This window comes from Brevibacillus massiliensis (assembly GCF_000311785.1).
GTDB classification, from domain to species: domain Bacteria; phylum Bacillota; class Bacilli; order Brevibacillales; family Brevibacillaceae; genus Brevibacillus_C; species Brevibacillus_C massiliensis.
Window position 1 is genome coordinate 203574 of record NZ_HE978536.1, and the last position, 18182, is coordinate 221755.

18 protein-coding genes are annotated in these 18182 nt (G+C 56.3%); 2 read left to right on the plus strand and 16 right to left on the minus strand.

The genetic code is table 11. From position 1 onward, the window contains the following. Window positions 1-37: 37 nt before the first annotated feature. The 9 genes from HGBM_RS04860 to HGBM_RS04900 all read right to left on the minus strand — a co-directional run bounded on the left by HGBM_RS04860 (window position 38) and on the right by HGBM_RS04900 (window position 9840). Window positions 38-1264 carry a branched-chain amino acid ABC transporter substrate-binding protein gene (locus tag HGBM_RS04860; protein ID WP_019119964.1) on the minus strand — a complete coding sequence of 409 codons (1227 nt, stop codon included), beginning with the start codon at window positions 1262-1264 and terminating at the stop codon, window positions 38-40. 59 nt (window positions 1265-1323) lie between these two features. Further along, window positions 1324-2103, minus strand: coding sequence for an alpha/beta hydrolase family protein (locus tag HGBM_RS04865; protein WP_019119965.1), 780 nt, complete (start codon window positions 2101-2103; stop codon window positions 1324-1326). A gap of 14 nt (window positions 2104-2117) precedes the next feature. Beyond that, window positions 2118-3446 carry a serine hydroxymethyltransferase gene (locus HGBM_RS04870; RefSeq protein WP_019119966.1) on the minus strand — a complete coding sequence of 443 codons (1329 nt, stop codon included), beginning with the start codon at window positions 3444-3446 and terminating at the stop codon, window positions 2118-2120. A gap of 323 nt (window positions 3447-3769) precedes the next feature. After that, entirely contained in the window at window positions 3770-4684 is a 915-nt protein-coding gene (gene murQ / locus HGBM_RS04875) for an N-acetylmuramic acid 6-phosphate etherase (protein ID WP_019119967.1), read from the minus strand. A gap of 5 nt (window positions 4685-4689) precedes the next feature. Then, a complete protein-coding gene (locus tag HGBM_RS04880) occupies window positions 4690-5664 on the minus strand; it encodes an N-acetylglucosamine kinase (RefSeq protein WP_026074216.1) in 975 nt (324 codons plus the stop codon). After that, window positions 5651-6475: a carbohydrate ABC transporter permease gene (locus tag HGBM_RS04885; RefSeq protein ID WP_019119969.1), complete on the minus strand. Its 825-nt coding sequence runs from the start codon at window positions 6473-6475 to the stop codon at window positions 5651-5653. The genes HGBM_RS04880 and HGBM_RS04885 overlap by 14 nt, the downstream gene beginning before the upstream one ends. Window positions 6476-6536: 61 nt before the next feature. Continuing rightward, window positions 6537-7478, minus strand: coding sequence for a carbohydrate ABC transporter permease (locus HGBM_RS04890; protein ID WP_026074217.1), 942 nt, complete (start codon window positions 7476-7478; stop codon window positions 6537-6539). Between the two features lie 70 nt (window positions 7479-7548). Then, window positions 7549-8856, minus strand: a complete 1308-nt coding sequence (locus HGBM_RS04895) for an ABC transporter substrate-binding protein (RefSeq protein ID WP_019119971.1) — start codon at window positions 8854-8856, stop codon at window positions 7549-7551. Window positions 8857-8958: 102 nt separating this feature from the next. After that, complete coding sequence (locus tag HGBM_RS04900; RefSeq protein WP_019119972.1) at window positions 8959-9840, minus strand: MurR/RpiR family transcriptional regulator; 882 nt, start codon at window positions 9838-9840, stop codon at window positions 8959-8961. A 297-nt stretch (window positions 9841-10137) separates the two neighbouring features. On the opposite strand from HGBM_RS04900, the gene HGBM_RS04905 reads away from it, so the two are divergent. Next, on the plus strand, window positions 10138-10341 hold the full coding sequence (locus HGBM_RS04905) for a hypothetical protein (protein WP_019119973.1): 204 nt from the start codon (window positions 10138-10140) through the stop codon (window positions 10339-10341). A 130-nt stretch (window positions 10342-10471) separates the two neighbouring features. Then, window positions 10472-11251, plus strand: a complete 780-nt coding sequence (locus tag HGBM_RS04910) for an HAD family hydrolase (RefSeq protein ID WP_019119974.1) — start codon at window positions 10472-10474, stop codon at window positions 11249-11251. A gap of 43 nt (window positions 11252-11294) precedes the next feature. On the opposite strand, the gene HGBM_RS26600 is transcribed toward HGBM_RS04910, so the two are convergent. The 7 genes from HGBM_RS26600 to HGBM_RS04945 form a co-directional block, all read right to left on the minus strand. Beyond that, window positions 11295-12338: a hypothetical protein gene (locus tag HGBM_RS26600; protein ID WP_019119975.1), complete on the minus strand. Its 1044-nt coding sequence runs from the start codon at window positions 12336-12338 to the stop codon at window positions 11295-11297. Next, window positions 12329-12856, minus strand: coding sequence for a sigma-70 family RNA polymerase sigma factor (locus HGBM_RS04920; RefSeq protein ID WP_019119976.1), 528 nt, complete (start codon window positions 12854-12856; stop codon window positions 12329-12331). The genes HGBM_RS26600 and HGBM_RS04920 overlap by 10 nt, the downstream gene beginning before the upstream one ends. Window positions 12857-12920: 64 nt before the next feature. Then, the gene (locus HGBM_RS04925) at window positions 12921-13166 is read right to left on the minus strand and encodes a hypothetical protein (RefSeq protein WP_019119977.1); all 246 of its coding nucleotides are present in this window, start codon (window positions 13164-13166) and stop codon (window positions 12921-12923) included. 144 nt (window positions 13167-13310) lie between these two features. Then, a complete protein-coding gene (locus HGBM_RS04930) occupies window positions 13311-14402 on the minus strand; it encodes a M24 family metallopeptidase (RefSeq protein ID WP_019119978.1) in 1092 nt (363 codons plus the stop codon). A 69-nt stretch (window positions 14403-14471) separates the two neighbouring features. Beyond that, the gene (locus tag HGBM_RS04935; protein WP_019119979.1) at window positions 14472-15365 is read right to left on the minus strand and encodes an ABC transporter permease; all 894 of its coding nucleotides are present in this window, start codon (window positions 15363-15365) and stop codon (window positions 14472-14474) included. 15 nt (window positions 15366-15380) lie between these two features. Next, window positions 15381-16385: an ABC transporter permease gene (locus HGBM_RS04940; protein WP_019119980.1), complete on the minus strand. Its 1005-nt coding sequence runs from the start codon at window positions 16383-16385 to the stop codon at window positions 15381-15383. 113 nt (window positions 16386-16498) lie between these two features. Then, a complete protein-coding gene (locus HGBM_RS04945; protein WP_019119981.1) occupies window positions 16499-18166 on the minus strand; it encodes an ABC transporter substrate-binding protein in 1668 nt (555 codons plus the stop codon). Between the last annotated feature and the right edge of the window lie 16 nt (window positions 18167-18182).

Consider the following 18182-nt stretch of genomic DNA (forward strand, 5'->3'; position numbering starts at 1 on the left):
ATTTTATCAGAATTGAGGAATTTTTTTACCGCCCTTTTTATTCCGCTTTGCCGACGAAGACCGATTTGTCCTTGTCATATCTGTAGATAAAAACATCGGAATACTTGTTGTCGCCCTTCTCGTCAAAAGTAACGGTGGTAAACTGGCCCTTGAAGTCCTTCGTCTGGTGCACGGCTTCCAACACCTGCTCCCGCGTCGGCTTTTTCCCGCCATTTGCCTTGATCGCTTCCTTGAGACCATTCAGCAGCACGTTCATCGCGTCAAAGCCGTAGACAGAGATCGACTCCGGCTTTTTGCCCAGCGCTTTTCCGTACTCCGCCACCCACTCTTTGCCCTCCTCCGTCTGCGTCACGTCGCCTGCTACCGATGTGAAGACGACCCCTTCCGCCGCCGGACCGGCGATCTTGATCATCTCCCCCGAGTCTATCCCGTCGCCGCCCATAAACACGCCTTGAAAGCCTTTATCGCGGGCCTGCTTGACCAGGATGCCGCCTTCCGGGTAAATCCCGCCAAAGTAGAGCAGATCGGGCCCTTTGGCGACCACCTGGTTGATCACCGCACTGTAGTCCTTTTCGCCCTGGGTGATGCCTTCGTAACCGAGCACCTCTACTCCCAGTTCCCCGAATGCCTTCTTTACCTCGTCGGCGATCCCCTGTCCGTAAGCCGATTTGTCGTGAATGAGGAAGGCGGTTTTTACGCCCAGTTGGTTTTGGGCGTACCTGGCTCCGCTGGGCCCTTGCGAATCGTCACGCGCACAGATGCGGTGGACGACCTTTTTCCCCTCCTCCGTCAGCTGCACGCTGGAAGCAGTTGGCGCAATCATCACCAGATTGGCCGAATCGTATTTGACCGAAGCGGCGATCGTGACACCCGAATTGTAGTGGCCGATGACGCCCAGCACATCCGGGTTGGAGACGAGCAGCTCCGCATTCGCCACGCCTTGTTTTGCATCGGCCTGATCGTCCTGGGGAAACAGCTGCAGATCAAACCCCAGCTCCTGAAACTCTTTTTTCTTCAGGTTCAGGGCAAATTCCGCCCCGGACTTGATGGCATCCCCAAGCGCCGCCTGCGGGCCGGACAGCGGACTTTGCGTGGCAATGAGAATTTTTTCGCCGCCGGCGGACGGGCTTTCGCTGTTTTCACTCGCTTGCGGGGGCGGTGCCGGGGAAGCTCCGCCGGCGTTGTCGGCTGTGCCCCCGCATCCTGCGAGCACCAGCGCGGTTGAAAGGGCGGCTGCAACGAAAATCGCGACTTTCTTCCTCATAAACTACCAACTCCTTTTTAATTGTTAAAATTTTCAGTAAAATACAAAACGTCCTCACCTCATCTGCTTTTGAAAATTTCGCTCAACCAATCAAGCGTTTGCCGGATGAGAAGCGACTCGCTGTGAAAACTGTCAAAGAGGTGGCCCGCGGCGGGATGCGGGAGCAGCCGGCTTTTCGGATGGCGAAACGCCCGCCCATAGGACAAGCCATTTGCAAACAAAACATCCCGGTCGTCTTCACCGTGAATGACCAGAACGGGGGCGGGAAAACGGCTGATGCCGTCTACGGGGCGCAGGGAGGGAAGTTCTCGGATGAAGGCCGAGCTGATGATTTCCCCTTGAAATTCAACAAATTCGCCGCGAAGTCCCCGGGTAATCCGCTCTTCCCCCAACAAATGCGTAAAATTATCCAAGGGATCGGAGACAGGTGCCCACAAAACGAGACCCGTCACGGGAATGGGCGCGGCGGGAGCAGCCAGGGAGGCAACACATCCCCCCAGGCTGTATCCGATCAGCCCAAGCTCCTGTACGCGGTACTCTTTCAGCACTGCCATATGCGAGATCGCATCGATCAGGTCGTTTACTTCACCGGTGATCGTCACCTCGGAGAAATCCCCTTCGGAATCCCCCGAGCCAATGTAGTCAAACCGCAGGCAGGCGATTCCCTGGCGGGTCAAGGCTCTCGCCATCTTGACGAACAACCGGTGGGGGGCAGACTTGACCCCCAAAAAACCGTGGGCAAAGACGACAGCCGGTCCTGCTGCAGAGGCGTCAGGAAGATGCAGCACGCCGATCATCTTCTGCCCCTGCCTGTTTTCGATCGCGATAGGTGATTCCATCTGCATCCCCCCGCTTAAAAACAGTAGTGAACCTGCTGGAATGATTTCCGCAGCGTCATGACATCCTTCTTGATCTCTTCTTTGGGCCGGCGGCCGAAAACGGCATCTGCCGTCCACTCCGCGATCAGCTTCATTTCGTCCGCTTTCATGCCCCATCTGGTGACTTCCTGCACCCCGATGCGGATGCCGTTGATGTCTCCTGCCGCTTTTTCGCCGGGCAGTTCGATGCCGCTGAATAAAATCCCGGAAGGCTCCACATCCCGCGCCACCTTCCCGCCGCCGCCAAACGGACGGGCGTCAATCGCCACGTGATGAGTCTGTGTGTATTCGGCGACCGGCTGCAGAACCGGCAGCCCGTTGTCCGCCAGATGGGCTGCCAGCGACTGGGCGTTTTTAATGCATTCTTTCGCGTACGCCTGGCCGAACTCAGCGGTTTCCGCCAGAGAAATCGCCAGCGAACATACCCGGTTGGCATCGTAGTTGGCCACAAATCCGGGATAGGTGACGCGGTCGATTCGCCGGGCAACCTCTGGGTTTTTGGTTACAATCAGTCCTCCGGGCGGCCCTCCCAGGCTTTTATACGTGGACATGGTCATGACATCTGCCCCTTCTTCCAGCGGCAGCTGGTACTCCCTCCCGGCGATCAGTCCGGACAAGTGGGCCGCGTCGTACAGCAGAATCGCCCCCTGTCTCTGGCAGATTTCTTTCATCTCCCTTACGGGGTAGCGGGTCAGAGCCAGGCTGCCGCCGACGATGACCAGCTTCGGCTGCACTTCCTTCACCTTGGCGGCAAACGCTGTGACATCGACAGTCATGTTGGCCGCATCGTAGGGTATCTCTTGAATGTCGAGCCGCATATGTCCCGCTACCCCAACCTGGTGATGGCTGGCATGGCCTCCTGCCCATTCCGGCAGCACCATGATCGATTCACCCGGCTTTACATACGAGAAAATCACCGCTGCATTGGCCAGCGTGCCGGAAAACAGGCGAAATTCGCCATGAACGGAGCCAAAGACCCGGTTGATCAGCTCATACGTGATGACTTCGACCTTCTCTGTGTGGGCGAGGCCGGTCTGGTACTTGTTTCCGGGATGTCCCATGCTGGGCAGGCTTCCGATCCGGGCCGACAGGGCGGCCTCTGCCGCCGGACTCATCACGTTGGTGCCGGCGTACAGCTGCAGGCTGTTCTGACTGATCTCCTCGGCAAAACGCCGGATGCTGTGCTGCACTTCCCGGACGTAGTCCCGATTGGAAAAGCCGTGAATGGTTTGTTGAATCTGATCGGCATACGTTCTGGAGTCTTCCTCCATCCAAAAAAAGCGCTTCGTCAATGCTGTATCCATACGTTCCCCCCATTACTAAAATGAAAATATTTTTACTATACTATAATTAATACAATACCTCTCTGAGGTAATCAACAAAATTTTTTGAAAATATAGAATAATACTTGAGAATAAAAAAAACTGCACCCCCAAATGTTAGATATGTCTAACAAATGTGGTGCAGTACATAGCCCTGTGTCATTTTGGTTTGGATAACATTGTCCGTGGACCCGAGAAAAAATGGGCTCGCTCCGTTCGTGGCACGCCAAAAAGGAAGCTGAACTGTCCGTCTACACTCCAAGAAACGGCACGTCGCCCAAAATGAATATAGCGGATGCCCGCAATCACCCCATCTTCGCCCACCTCTCCAACGCCTGGCGAACGCTTCCCCCGGACTGGAGCAACAGCTGACTCGCTTCCGATCTGCAAAGGCCCGTCTTGTGCATGACGATGGCCACGCGGGCATCCCCGTCCGCGGCATCTGCGAGCCTCTCCGCCTCGCGATAGCCAAGCTCGGTGACTTCCATCACGATGCGCTTGACCCGCTCCCTCAGCTTTCCGTTGGTCGCCTGGACGTTCACCATCAGGTTTCCGTAGACTTTGCCCAATTTGATCATCGCGGTGGTCGTCAGCATGTTGAGCACCATCTTTTGCGCCGTGCCTGCCTTTAATCGGGTCGAACCCGCAACCACTTCCGGGCCGACGACAACGTTGATGCTGGCATCGACATCCTGATCGATCAGCGAGCCGCTGTTGCAGGAAAGCGAGATGGTAGCGGCTTGTCTTGCTTTCGCTTCCGTCAGTGCCCCGATCACATACGGCGTCCGGCCGCTGGCAGCGATCCCCACGACAACATCACCCGCCCGCACGCCGAATTTGCGTACGTCTTCCTGACCAAGGCTCCGGTTGTCTTCTGCCCCTTCGACTGCCCTGACCAGTGCTGACGGGCCGCCGGCGATGACTCCAGTGACTAGCGACGGGTCCGTGCCGAAGGTCGGCGGACACTCGGCGGCGTCAAGCACGCCCAACCGGCCGCTCGTGCCGGCGCCAAAGTAGAAGAGCCGGCCGCCGTTCTTGAGCGAAACCACAATCAACTCGGCAGCCTTCGCGACATCTGGAAGCACTTTTTCCACTGCACCGGCCACCTTTTTATCTTCTTCATTCATCAGCTTTACGATTTGCGGTATAGACAGGTTGTCCAGATCCTCCGCCAGCTCGTTCTTCATCTCTGTCGTCAGTTCCTGCAGCTTTTCCAGCATATCCTTCATCCTTTCCCTTGTTTGGGCCAACTGCACCTGATGCGCTCTCTGCACGCCTCGTCAACTGCCAGCCTGCGGCTCTTCAAGGCCATCACAAGCGCACCCGCCACCGGCGGAACAGACGGCAAAACGACGGCGGCCATGGTCGACAGCCGCGCTTTCACCTGCCGCTGGAGCGGGTTGTCCGAGGAGAGCAGCCCGCCGGCGAGGACAACCGGCAGCGGCTCCGCCAGTTTGGCGAGGCAGGTCGAAGCCAACTCCGCCAGCGCGTCCGCCGCCTGCTCGACCAGCCTGCATGCCGCCTCGTCACCTTGTTCGGCCGCTGTCAGCAGCACGCGGCTTAACTCGCTGATTTGCTTCCGCTGATTTTCTGCACTGTATACCAGGTGAATCAGCTTGCCGGGGTCGCTTACGCCGTAGTGGCTAAGCAGCAGCTCTGTCAGCAGGGTCTTCGGGCCCCTTCCATCATAGTGGCGCAAGCAGGCGATCAGGGCATCCCGGCCCAGGGAAAACCCGCTCCCTTCGTCGCCCAAAAGGTAGCCCCACCCCCCCACGCGGCAGCGTTTTTCATCCCGTGACACACCGTATGCGATCGATCCGGTGCCGACGATCAGCACTACCCCCGGCTCCCCCCAGGTACCCGCGTACAGTGCCGTCATCGCGTCGTTGTCCAGCACCAGCCTGCCTTCGAACTCTGCGTCAAAAGCAGAGGCGATCAGCTCCTTCACCTCTTCACGATCGGCGCCCGCCAGGCCGAATACGATCGTCTCCACCTCTTCCCTCTGTCTGCCGGACGAAAGCAGCAGCCCTTCGATCAGCTGCCGCAGCGTCTGTTCAACATGCGACCACGGGCGGGAGAGTGGGTTGGATGCATCCGAAGTGGCGGCAGCCAAAATCTCTCCCTTTGCCGTACAGAGGGCGGCTGTCGTCTTCGTCCCGCCGCCGTCAATTCCAATAAACACACTGTTACTTGACTGCACCTGCCGTCAGTCCTTCCATAAATTGTTTGGACGCCAGCAAGAAGACGATGATCATCGGCAGCGCCGACAGGGTCAAACCGGCGAACAGCATGCTCCAATCGGTTTCGTATTCTCCAAACAGGCTGAGCATGCCGGCGGGGATCGTCTTCTTGACGTCTTCTTGGATAAAGATCAGCGGGAAAAAGAAGTCGTTCCACGCCTGAATAAAGTTAATGATCATCACCGTACCCAGGGCCGGTCTGATCAATGGCAGCAGCACCCGCCAAAAGACCTGAAAGTCGTTGCAGCCGTCGATTCGGGCCGCCTCTTCCAACTGTACGGGCAACGTGCGAAAAAAACCGGTCAGGATAAAGACGGAAATGGGAATGCCGCCCGCTGTGTTGATGAGGATCAGTGACCACAGCGAGTTTAACAGCCCCAACTGTTTCATCAGTAGGAACAGCGGGACGATCCCCAGCTTGATCGGAATCATCAAGCCGATCAGGAAGAAAAAGTAGAGCAGCCCGTTCCATTTGAAGGAATATCTCGCAAGGTAAAAGGCTGCCAGCGCGGAGAACAGCAAAATGAGCAGGACGGAAACGACGCTGACGAACACGCTGTTCCAGAAAAAATCGGCAAACGGCACGGATTCCCACAAGCTCACGTACGACTCAAAGCCGAACGAAGCCGGCAGGCTGAGCGGAGCCGCAAGGATTTCCGCATTCGTCTTAAACGATGAGACGATCATCAGGAAGATCGGATAGATGGCGATCAACCCAAACAAATAGGCGAAGAGGTACTGCAGAGACCTCGCCCCGACGCTCGTTTTCACTTTTGACCCTCCTTATCTCCGTTTCAACGGCAGATTGGGAACGGGAGAACGCGCCCCTGTTCTAATGCTGGATTTCCTTTTTGCGCAAGAGGAACACTGAGATGGCTGACACGGAGGCGACGATGAAGAACAAAATGACGGACAGAGCCGAGCCGAGTCCGATCGCTACGGAGCCTGTGCCGCTTGGCCCGCCGAATGCCAGGCGGTAGAAATAGACGGCCAGTGTGTCGGTGGAACGGAACGGTTCCCCCTGTGAACCCTCCATCGCGTAAATCAGTTCGAACGCTTCAAACGCCTGGATGAACGTGAGAATCGTCATGATCGTCACAGACGGCATCACCAGCGGGAGGATAATCTTGCGCAGCAGCGTCAAGCCGCTGGCACCATCCAGGCGGGCCGCCTCCACCAATTCCTCCGGTATGGATTGCAATCCGGCGAGGAAGATCAGCACGGCAAAACCGATGCCGAACCAACAGTTGATCAAGATAATGGTCATGAGTGCGGTATTGGGATCCCCCAGCCACGGCCGGGCCCACGCTTCCAGCCCCAAGTGGGTCAGCAGGGCATTAAGCGCCCCGAAATTGGGATTGAGGATCAGCTTCCACAAAAAACCGACGATGATGACCGACAGCAGCCTGGGCAGGAAATAAGCCGCCTTCAGCACTCCGGAACCCCTGATCTTCCGATAGATGACGTACGCAAGTCCAAAGGCGATCCCGTTTTGGACGACCATTTCCACGATGAAGTAGACCAGGTTGTGCTTGATTGCATTCCAGAACATTTCGTTAAACGGCTCCACCGTAAACAGCGTGACGAAATTCTGGAATCCGGCAAACCCTTTGCGGGAGATCCCTTCCCAGTCGTACAGACTGTAAGTAAACGCGGAGAAGATCGGATAGATGACAAACGCCGCGTAGACGAGCAGGGCGGGGAGCGGAAACAGGTGGATGAGCCAGCGCCGTCTCGGCTTCGACCTGCCGGCTCGCTCCGTCGCTTTTTGCATGTGGTTCACCAACTTTCACCTGTAGAATGGGAGGGGAGTAAAACAGATGTTTTACTCCCCCTCGTCTGCTTTACTTTTTGAACGGCGCAAACCAGCTTTCAGCAGATTTTTGAACGGTCTCGGCCACTTGATCCGGCGTCATTTTATCCAGGTACATGCCCTGCAGGCTGTTCTCCAATTCCGCCTTGGTGGTCGGGTTCCCCTCCCCGAAATACACGAGAATCAGGTAGGGCGTCGCGTTCTTCTCCGTTCGTTCCGCCATTTTGTTGACCAGCGGATCGTCTACCTTGACGCCGGGGACAGCGCTGATTCGCTTGAACTCGTTCGCAAACATCTCGCCAAATTTTTGCGTCGCCATGAATTCCATGAACTTCAGCGCCGCTTCCTTATGAGGCGACTTGGCATTGACGCCCCAGGAACCGTCGACCCAGGTCGTGATCAGCGGATTGCCGTCTTGGCCCTGCAGCGTGAAGAAGTCGACATCAAGATTCGGATTCAGCTTGTGCATCGGGTCGAGGTCAAAGCTGCCGTGGATGTACATCGCCGCCTTTTCCGTGGCAAACAGCGCCCGGGTATCGTTTTGATCCAGGCCGACGAAGTTATCCGGGAAGTAAGGCGCCAGTTCCTTCATTTGTTCGATCGACTTTTTGAACTCCGGACTGAGGAAGTTCGCCTCGCCTTTTTGCACTTTGTCGACGAACTCGTTGCCGCCGTATTCGGCAGGTGCGATGACGCCGTGGCTGAGCGACAGCAGCCAGGCTTCCTTGGCTCCGAAAGCGAATGGCGTAACGCCTTTGTCTTTAAGCGCCTTGGCCGTCTGGAGCAGTTCATCCCAGGTTTTCGGCTCCTGGATGCCCTGATCGACAAACATTTTCTTGTTGTAGTAAATTTGCGTCGAGTTGAGCGACAGCGGCACGCCGTATACCTTGCCGTCCTTGGCTGTCGCCGCCTTCAGCACATCCGGCGCAAAATGGTTGATGCCGGGCACAGAGTCAAGCGGTTCGAGGTAGCCGGAATCCGCGAGCGACATCCCCGCCTGGTACGGGCGGAGCTGCATGATGTCCGGACCGCTGTCTCCTTGCAGAGCGGTGTTCAAAATCGTGTTGTACTCTGTGGACTTAAACGCCTTGAATTCGATTTTGACGCCGGGGTTTGTCTGTTCAAACTCTTTGATGATCTTCTTGTAGCCATCCCCGTCCTCCACCCGCCAGCTGTGCATGCTGAGCACGACCTGTTCCTGATTTCCCTGGCTGCCCAGATTTTCTTTTCCCCCTTGGCTGCCGGTGTCAGGAGACGAGGTATTGCTGCTGCAGGCACCCAGCAGCGCCGATGCGACCAGCAGCGTGGAAAGGAACACGGACACGCGTTTTTTCTTCATCTCTTCTTCCCCCTTTTCATTTGGACAACCGCTAAGGTAGAGCCCAGTGGACTTTCGTCACATCACTTCCACGGCACGCAAATCGATTGCCCGGATGTGCGGCTACTCTGTGCCGCGCTTTCTGCGGCTGACGGCTCCCCTGGTCTTTTCCAAGAGCGGAATTACTTTTTCGTTCAGCTTGCTTACGATCGTGATGAACAGAATGTCGATCACATTCAATTGGGCAATGCGGGAGGCCATGGCGCCGCTGCGAATGCTCTTTTCGACGGAACTGGTATGGAGCCGGATATCCGCCAGGTCTGCCACTGGAGAAGGACCGAATTTGGTCAGGGTAATAATCAGGGCTCCTTGCTGTTTCGCTTCCGAAAGGGACTGGATCACATCTTCCGTCTGGCCCGAATACGAGATCCCAAAGGCGACGTCATCTTTGGTCAAATTGACGGCCGAGGTGAGCTGAGCGTGAAAATCGGAATGGGCCTCGCACCACATGTTGATGCGTGTAAGCTTTTGCTTCAGGTCGGACGCTATCACGGCAGACGCGCCGACTCCGTAGACGTCGATCTTGCGGGCAGCAGCCAGCGCGTCCGCCGCTTTCTTCACTTCCTCAACCGACAACACGCTGACCGTATCCTGTACCGACTGAATGTTGTTGGTGCTGACGGCCTGAACGATCGATTCGACTGACCCCCCGATCATAATTTCCTGATAGCTTCCAATCGCGACACTTCTCGTCAAATCTCCGGCAATCCGAAGCTTCAACTCCTGGTACCCTGCAAAGTTCAACAACTGGGCCAACCGGACCACTGTCGCTTCCGACACGCCGCTCCGTTTGGCCAATCTCTGCACCGACAGCGTGACCACTTCCTCGGGGTGGGCCAATATGTATTCCGCTACTTTTTGCTGTGATGGCTTCAAGTCGTCAAGTATGGCCTGCAGGCTGGCAAGACACCCGTTCAGCATCGAAAACACCGCTTTCATCATCATTCATAGGCTCATTTTATGAAACAATATTTCAAATGTCAATAAAAATCAGAAAATTTCGCTACATCATTTAACCTGATATTCGGGCCAATCGGCACATTTCTTGCGTATGTTTCGTCATGTAAGGAGGATTCAAGCACGGACTAATGGAATTTATTCATCTGAAAATTCTGATATAACAAGGCAGTCTGCAGGCAAACCGTGGAACATTGCGTTTTTTCATCACATGCAACGCTGTAAGATTGGTCGGTTTGAGGGGGGAATCACAAAGTGTGGTTCCTTTTTTAGGAGGTGATTGCCGTGCTGAAAAAGGAAGAAAAACGGCCCAGCTTGTCGCCAGCGGATCTGATCCGTACTCTGGGTCAAGCGTCTGACGAGATCATGATTACCGACGGAGCTGGAACAATTCTCTGGTTGAACACCACACAGGAGACCTTGTACAGCATTCCTTCTACGAGCAGTGGTTGGGCCGCTCCGTATAAGCTCAGCGCTGCTTTTCCCTGATTCGAACCCCCCGTGCCCAGCGGGGGTTTTGCCGGCGGCGGTCCTTGCGCATTTTTCGAAATTTTCCTATCCTTCAGGTCAAATGATGGTAGAATGATACCAGAGTCTTTGAGGATAGGAGATTTTACGGGTGAAGAGATGGATTACGTTTGACCTGGATGGAACCCTGATGCAAAATCCTTTCCAGGAATGGGTATTTCCTGAAATCGCTGCGGCTGTCGCGGCCAAGTCCGGCTCCGCGATTGCGTGCGACGCCAGGGGCGAGATGGTGGCCGAACATGAGCGGCGTCTGGCCCGGCACATGTACGTGGAGGCCTATGACTGGGATGACATCCTCTGCGGGCTGCTTGAGCGGCTAGGCCTTACGCTGGCCATCGACATCGAACAGTTGGTGATTAAGCACTCCTGCGCGCCAAAGGTTTACCTTTTGGAGGATGGCGTGCTGGACGTGCTGGCTGGGCTGAAAGCGGAAGGCTACGCTTTGGCTGCTGTGACCAACGGCTTTTTCAAGTTTCAGTATCCGGTGATGCAGGCGCTTGGGCTGGCAGACCTGTTTGACGCCGTCGTCACCCCTGATCGCGTCGGCTTTGCCAAGCCTGACGTGCGGATCTTTGAGACACTGCGCAGGCAAGGGGGCATCGCCGCCCACGTCGGCGACCGGATCGACCACGATGTCTGTCTGGCAAATCGGTTTGGCACCTGCTCCGTGCTGATCGATCGGCGACTGCCGCCGGAGTTGGCAGACATGAACCCGGTTGTCCGGGCAAATTGCGAGGCCGGAAAACAGTATTGTGCAAGGAAGGCACAGGCTGAACTCACTTCCGCCAAAACCGGGCTGTCGGACCCGCTGCTTCCAAAAGCGGTAATCGGCTCGCTCAAGGAACTGGCAGATTGCATAGAGAAACAATAAACAGGCAGGAGTTTCTCACTCCTGCCTGCATACCTTCATCACCTTACTTGCCCGATTCCACGCTTTGGCGGTACCTCTCTATATTCTGCTGGTGCAGATCTTCCACATTTCCTTGCCGCTCACTGATTTTGTCCAGGTATTTGGCCGGAAAGATCTGCTCGATGCTGGACCAGTACAAATTCCCGTCTTTCGGCTCTTGGTGGCTCACTACCCGGTAATCGCTCCCCTTTGATGCCAGTTGGTAGCCGTATTCAATTTGAAACGCCAGCGGCAGGCTTACACCCGCCTTCGAGACGTACTCATCTCCCTCTTTGCCGATCGACTCGACCAAAGCCCAGGCGTAGACCGTTTTTCGCTCGGCATTGCCTTCCACACCGAAAATATCGACGCTGGCAAAGCGCGGCGAGCCAATCCAGTCAAATGCTTTGTCGCGTGTCAGGTATTGGATCAGCAGCGGTTCCAGCCACTCTTTTGAGGAGTCGCTAACCCCGCCCTTCACTTTGACAAACACGTGGCCGAGCGGCACACCGTCAGAGATCACCTCCAGCTTCCAGACGCCTGCGTCAGGCAGCGCGATGGATGACGGGAAGCTGCCGTCAGCATCGTAAACCGGCCCCCCTACACGCCAACTTCCCAGTTCCACCTTTTCTCCGGCAGCACTGGTGCCGACGATCTGTACGGACGATGCAAAACTACCGTTCAACAACCACAATACTTTCTGGGCCTGCCCTTCATACATCTCTCCGGCGATGATTCGGACCGGTTTTTCACCGACATAGCTGAATGGGTTGCCCTCGTATATGGCAGTGACGGACCGGGACGGCTGCCATGTTTCAGATGGCGAGCCCGCTGCCCGGCCGGACTGCCCCAGCCACTCAGAGATGCTGCCAGAACCGGCCCAACCGATCAGACAAAGGAGGATCGCGGCAGCCGCTATCCACCCTCCGGAAAACCAGCCCCGCCTGCCGCCGGTTCTTCGCACCCGCTCAAGCACCTGCCTCTCCAAATCCGCAGAAAAGACGACGTCTTGCAGCAGTGTACGGTCTGCCGTGTCACGCAGCTGCTGCAGCGATTTGTCTACGTCCATCCCAATCCCTCCTCGATGAGCAGCGGCTTCAGCTGCTGCCGTGCGCGATGAAGCCGGGTGCGCACCGTCCCTTCCGACACGCCAAGGACTTCGGCGGCCTCGGCGATCGACAGCCCTCCGTAATAGTACAAGAGGATCACTTCCCGATAGGCGGCAGGCAGGCTCATCACCAACTGGGCGACATTTTCCCTGCCCAGTTTTTCCAACGCCTCCGCTTCCACCGTGGTCTGGCTTTGCCTGAATACTCTAGAAACCGGAAACACCCGGCGAAGGGCCCACGAACGCAGATATCCCTTGGACTCGTTGACAGCAATCTTATACAGCCAGGTCTGGATGGCCGATTCCCCGCGAAATCCGTCCAGGCTGCGGTATACCTTGACAAATACATCCTGCGTAATGTCCTCCGCTGCGCTGCGGTCTCCGACCAGCAGGTAGACGAGCCGGAGCACTTTGGTCCCGTACTCCTGCATCAGCGCAGATAATCTTGCCTCCTTCGTCTGCTCCAATCGCGCTTCCAACCTGTTCAGCCCTCTCACTCCCTTCGAAGCCCTCACACTTTAGATGCGGCAGGCAGAGATTTGGTTACAGAAATGCAGAAATATCCCCCAACTTTTTGTATTGAGGGATGTACCTGTCAGCCTTTTGCCCGTTGCCAAAGCCACTCCAGCGGACCAAACTGAAAGTAATGATGCTGCCAAATAAATGGAACAAGCGGCCGGCAATCCCGAGCAATGCAAAGCCCCTCAGGTAATCGGGCGTATCGATTGGCTTCTTTGTCTCGATCGGTTTCTCCGATATCCCCCAATACGGAGAAAAATCGGTTTTCATTACATTTCCCTTACGTCTTTGCAAGGTTTGGGGAGACAGCCGATTAACCGGAAAAGAGGCAGCTCCCGAATGGAAATAAAATCCATTTTGGAACTGCCTCTGTCATTCAATTCTTCAATCGGCATGCCGCAATGCCGGCTGCCGTCAACCGATCACGGTAAGCTCTTTCGGAAAACGGGTCAATACCTCTACTCCCTCGTCTGTCACCAGAACGTCGTCTTCGATGCGGACGCCGCCCACCCCGGGCAGGTAGATGCCGGGCTCGATGGTGAAGACCATCCCTGCCGATGTCAGTTCCTGGTTCTCCCCGTGAACAGACGGGTACTCGTGCACATCGATGCCAAGGCCGTGTCCCAGGCGGTGGATGAAGTATTCACCGTAGCCGCGTTCGGTGATGACATCGCGGGCTGCCTGATCCAGGCTGGCCAGCGTCACTCCCGGCCGGGTCGCTTCAATCGCCGCCAGATTTGCGGCAAGCACGGCGTCATAGATGGCTTTTTGCCGGTCATCCACATCGCCTACGGCAAACGTGCGGGAGATGTCGGACGCATATCCGTCCACATACACGCCTAAATCGAACAGCAGCAGTTCGCCCTGCCGGATTTTCCGCTCTCCCGGGTTGCCGTGCGGCAGTGCCGCTTTTTCACCCGCCAGCACCGTCGTAATAAACGACGGGCCGTCGGCTCCGAGCATTTTCATCTGGTACTCCAGCTCAGCGACGATCTCCAGTTCGCTTACCCCGGCTTTTACTTTTTGCAGTCCGCGGCGCAGCACCTCTTCGATCACTTCAATCGCCCGCTTGATGCGCTGTACCTCATCCGGGCTTTTTTTCAGCCGCATCGCCTGCAGCGGCGCCTCAACGTCGATGTAGGCATCCGCCCCGACTGCCGCGGCAATCGCTTCAAACCGCTTGACAGTCAGTTGGTTCTTTTCCACGCCCAACCGTTTTAGCCGATCAGGCAAAGCCTGTTTCAACACGGCATAGGGGTCTTGTGTATCCGTATGGGTCATGATCTTCTGAACGGAGGAGACAGCCGCTGCCGCTTCGCGCTCAAGCGCCGGCACGATCAGCACCGGCTCTCCCTCGCCCGGTATGACCAAACCCAAAAACCGTTCGTGCGGGTCTGTCAAAAATCCCGTAAGATAGTAGACGTGTCGCGGGTCTGTCACGACAGCCGCATCCAACCCATTTTGTTCCATCCATGATTGCAGCGTGAGAATCCGCTGTTCGCTCATTTGCACTCACCTGTCTTTCTCCGTACTCACTTCGAGCATATCACGATCTTGCCCGGATGAGAAGTAAGGCTAGTTTTTCATGCGGGGATCGATGGCGTCGCGCAGCCCGTCCCCGACCAGGTTAAACCCGAGGACGGTCAGCATGATCGAAATTCCCGGGAAAATCATCGTCCAGGGCGCCTTTTGAATGTACTCTTTGGCATCTGACAGCATTTTCCCCCACTCCGGCTCCGGCGGTTGGGCGCCCAATCCCAAAAATCCCAGGGCTGCCGCCTCGATGATGGCCGTCGCCACACACAGCGTCCCGGTTACAATGATCGGCGCCAGGCTGTTGGGCAGCAGGTGATGGAAGATGATCCGGGCATCGGTCATCCCGAGCGCTTTGGCTGCCATCACAAATTCCTCTTCCTTCAAGCTCATCACCCTGGACCGGATCAACCGCCCAAACGTAGGCACATTGATGATGGCGATCGCCAGCAGGGCGTTTCGCAGGGAGGGCCCCAGGATCGCAACGATCGCGATAGCGAGAAGAATGCTGGGGAAGGCCAGCATGATGTCAAAAATCCGCGAGATCAGCATGTCAATCCACCTGCCGTAAAATCCGGCGAGCAGCCCGAGCAGCGAGCCGACGACGATCGAGCCGATCACGGAGGATGTGCCTACCCAAAGGGAGATACGCGCTCCGTAGACGATCCGGGAAAACATGTCCCGCCCGTTGTAATCGGTCCCAAACCAATGTTCGGCGGACGGCGGCTTGTTGCGGTTCAGCAGTTCTCCTTCGTCATAGGGATACCTGGCGATAACGGGGGCGAGCAGGGCGACCGCCACAAAAAAAACGATAATTCCCAAACCGAGCATCGCCATCCTGTTTTTCCGCAGCGTGCGCCACGCGTCCCGCCACGGGGAAGATACTTCCTCGGCTGCCCGGTTTAGCGGGACCGTCGTTGTTTCTACTTCGGCCATGTCCATCCTCCTCCTTTACCGGTATTTAATGCGCGGATCGATGTAGGCGTACAGCAAGTCGACCACTAGATTGATCATGACGAAGATGGTTGCAATGACGAGGATCCCGGATTGGATCACGGTGTAATCGCGGTTGAGGATCGCCGAGTAGATGTACCTGCCGACGCCCGGCCAGCCGAAGATCGTCTCCGTCAGCACGGCGCCCCCCAGCAGCAGGCCCGTCTGCAATCCGATTACCGTGAGGACGGGAATAAAGGCATTCTTCAAGCCGTGCTTGTACACGACAAGGAATTGCCCGACCCCTTTGGCCCTCGCCGTGCGGATGAAGTCAGACCGCATCACCTCCAGCATGCTTGACCGGGTGATGCGGGCGATGATCGCCATCGGGATGGTTCCGAGCGCAACACCGGGCAGGATCAGGTGCTGGATCACATCTTTAAACTGGTCAAAGCGGCCGGCGAGAAGCGAATCAAGTAGATAAAAGTGCGTGACGGTGACAACCGGATCGCGCGGATTATCCCTTCCAATCGAAGGCAGCCATTTCAGCTCCTGGGCGAAATACCACTGTTCCATCAAGCCAAGCCAAAAGACCGGCATCGAGACGCCGATCAGGGCGATCAGCATGGCGATATAGTCAAACCATGAATTCTGTTTCCAGGCGGAAATGATGCCCGCATTCACGCCGATAAACACCGCAAAAAACATGCTGACCGCCGTCAATTCTGCGGTTGCGGCCAGGTATGGGACGATTTCAGCGGAAATGGGCGCCTTCGTGTGCAGCGAGGTGCCCAGGTTTCCCGTCAAAATATCTTTGAGATAGGCGAAGTATTGAATGTACCAGGGGTTGTTCAAACCGAGGCTTTCCCGGAGTTCAGCGATTGCTTTTGGACTTGCTTTCTCGCCGAGAATGGTCAGCGCCGGATCTCCGGGGATGGCGTGAATGATCGAAAAAACGACGATGGACATTCCCAAAAGGACAGGGATCAACATCAGCAGCCGACGGGCTGTATACGCTAGCAAGTGACCATCTCCTCGCTCTTATTTGCATTGCTTCGTGTGAGAGATCGCCATGGGAAGCAATGGCGGGCAAGGAGAGGAACCCCCCTTGCCCGTCTCCCGCAGTTTTTACAGCCTTATTCCATATCCACTTTTTTCAGGTACTCTGTTCCTTTCGGATGAGGAATGTAGTTTTTGACGCTCGCCTTTGCCGCTATACCCGGCTCCGCGTGTGCGATCGGAACGACCGGCACCTCATCAAACAAGATCTCCTGCACCTTTTTGTACAGCTCGCTGCGCTTGGCCGGGTCCACTTCGGTCTGCGCTTTCAGCAGAAGCTGATGGACTTCTTCATTGGCGTAGCGGGTGCGGTTTCCGCCGCCGATGTTGTTTTTATCGAGCAGGACGTAAATGAAGTTGTCCGGGTCGCCGTTATCCCCGTTCCAGCCGAGGAGGTACATCTCCTGCTCGCCCTTCTTCGTCTTGTCGAGGTAGGTCGCCCAGTCCATCGTGACGATCTCGGTCTCAATGCCGATTTTTTTGAAGTCCTGCTGCATCGCTTCCGCCATCTTTTGCCCATTGGGTATATAGGGACGCGGAACAGGCATCGCCCAGAACTTCGTCTTGAATCCATCGGGATAACCCGCTTCGGCGAGAAGCTGCTTCGCCTTCTCGAGGTTGAATTCGCGGTCCTTGATCTGATCGTTGTACCCGAGCAGGATCGGCGGCATTATGTTGACCGCCGGCATAGCCAAGCCGGAGTAGAAGGCTTCGACCAGCGCCGGCTTGTTGACGGCATAGGCGATCGCTTGCCGGACCCGCTTGTCGTCAAACGGTTTCTTCTCTACGTTAAAGCTGAGGAAACCGATGTTCATCGGCGGCCGGGTCATCAGCTGCAGGTCGCTGTTCGCCTTGACCGTTTCGGCGTCTTCCGGGTTAAGGCCGTCCATGACGTCAATTTCGCCTGATTGCAAGGCCGTCAAGCGGGCACTGTTGTCGGGGATGACCTTGAATACCACTTTGTCCAGCTTCGGAAGATCTTTGTTCCAGTAATCCGGATTTTTCTCGATCGTGATGTGGTCGTTTCGCTGCCACTCGACGAATGTAAACGGTCCGGTGCCGACCGGATGCTCGCCAAACTTCTCCTTTTGCTCCTGCAGCGCCTTCGGCGAGGCGATCGCGAACGGAAACATGCCCAGGTTGGCCAGGAACGGCGCCTGTGAGCGGTTCAAATCAAATTCGACGGTGTATTCGTCGACGACCTTCACTTCTTTGATCACGTGATCGGGATCGCCCTTGTAGCCGCCAAACATGTCGTTGTAGTAGGCAAATCCTTCCGGGCTGTGCAGCGGGTTGTTCTTGTCCATCCAGCGCTCGAAGTTGAATTTGACAGCTTCGGCATTAAAATCGGTGCCATCGTGGAACTTTACGCCCTTGCGCAGGTGGAAGGTGTACTTGAGGCCGCTGGGATCAATATCCCATTTCTCGGCCAGCCCGGGAACGATCTCCATCGTACCGTCCGCGTATTCGACCAAGGTCTCCATGATGTTTTCCGTCACACGGGCGGATTCGCCGTCATCGATGGTAGCCGGATCGAGGCTGACGGTATCGCCGCCGCGGCCGTAGATCAGTACTTTTTCACCCGTTTTGCCTGTTTCGGCCGGCTGCTGTGGCTGCTTCTGCTCCGGCTGCCCTCCCTGGTTGTCGGACGGCTGGGCTGCCTGTTGGCTGCCGCTGCATCCGGCAAGGGCCAGCGCAAGGGCCAGCATTCCGGAAAATGCTGCGCTAAGAACTCTCTTTTTCATCCATTTTCCCCCTTTT

Coding starts and splice junctions, on each gene's coding strand:
- HGBM_RS04870 (WP_019119966.1), bottom strand. CDS start 3,446: ATGGATACAGCATTGACGAAGCGCTTTTTTTGGATGGAGGAAGACTCC.
- HGBM_RS04890 (WP_026074217.1), bottom strand. CDS start 7,478: ATGCAAAAAGCGACGGAGCGAGCCGGCAGGTCGAAGCCGAGACGGCGC.
- HGBM_RS04930 (WP_019119978.1), bottom strand. CDS start 14,402: ATGAGCGAACAGCGGATTCTCACGCTGCAATCATGGATGGAACAAAAT.
- HGBM_RS04865 (WP_019119965.1), bottom strand. CDS start 2,103: ATGGAATCACCTATCGCGATCGAAAACAGGCAGGGGCAGAAGATGATC.
- HGBM_RS04935 (WP_019119979.1), bottom strand. CDS start 15,365: ATGGCCGAAGTAGAAACAACGACGGTCCCGCTAAACCGGGCAGCCGAG.
- HGBM_RS04945 (WP_019119981.1), bottom strand. CDS start 18,166: ATGAAAAAGAGAGTTCTTAGCGCAGCATTTTCCGGAATGCTGGCCCTT.
- HGBM_RS04925 (WP_019119977.1), bottom strand. CDS start 13,166: ATGAAAACCGATTTTTCTCCGTATTGGGGGATATCGGAGAAACCGATC.
- HGBM_RS04895 (WP_019119971.1), bottom strand. CDS start 8,856: ATGAAGAAAAAACGCGTGTCCGTGTTCCTTTCCACGCTGCTGGTCGCA.
- murQ (WP_019119967.1), bottom strand. CDS start 4,684: ATGCTGGAAAAGCTGCAGGAACTGACGACAGAGATGAAGAACGAGCTG.
- HGBM_RS04900 (WP_019119972.1), bottom strand. CDS start 9,840: ATGATGATGAAAGCGGTGTTTTCGATGCTGAACGGGTGTCTTGCCAGC.
- HGBM_RS26600 (WP_019119975.1), bottom strand. CDS start 12,338: ATGGACGTAGACAAATCGCTGCAGCAGCTGCGTGACACGGCAGACCGT.
- HGBM_RS04860 (WP_019119964.1), bottom strand. CDS start 1,264: ATGAGGAAGAAAGTCGCGATTTTCGTTGCAGCCGCCCTTTCAACCGCG.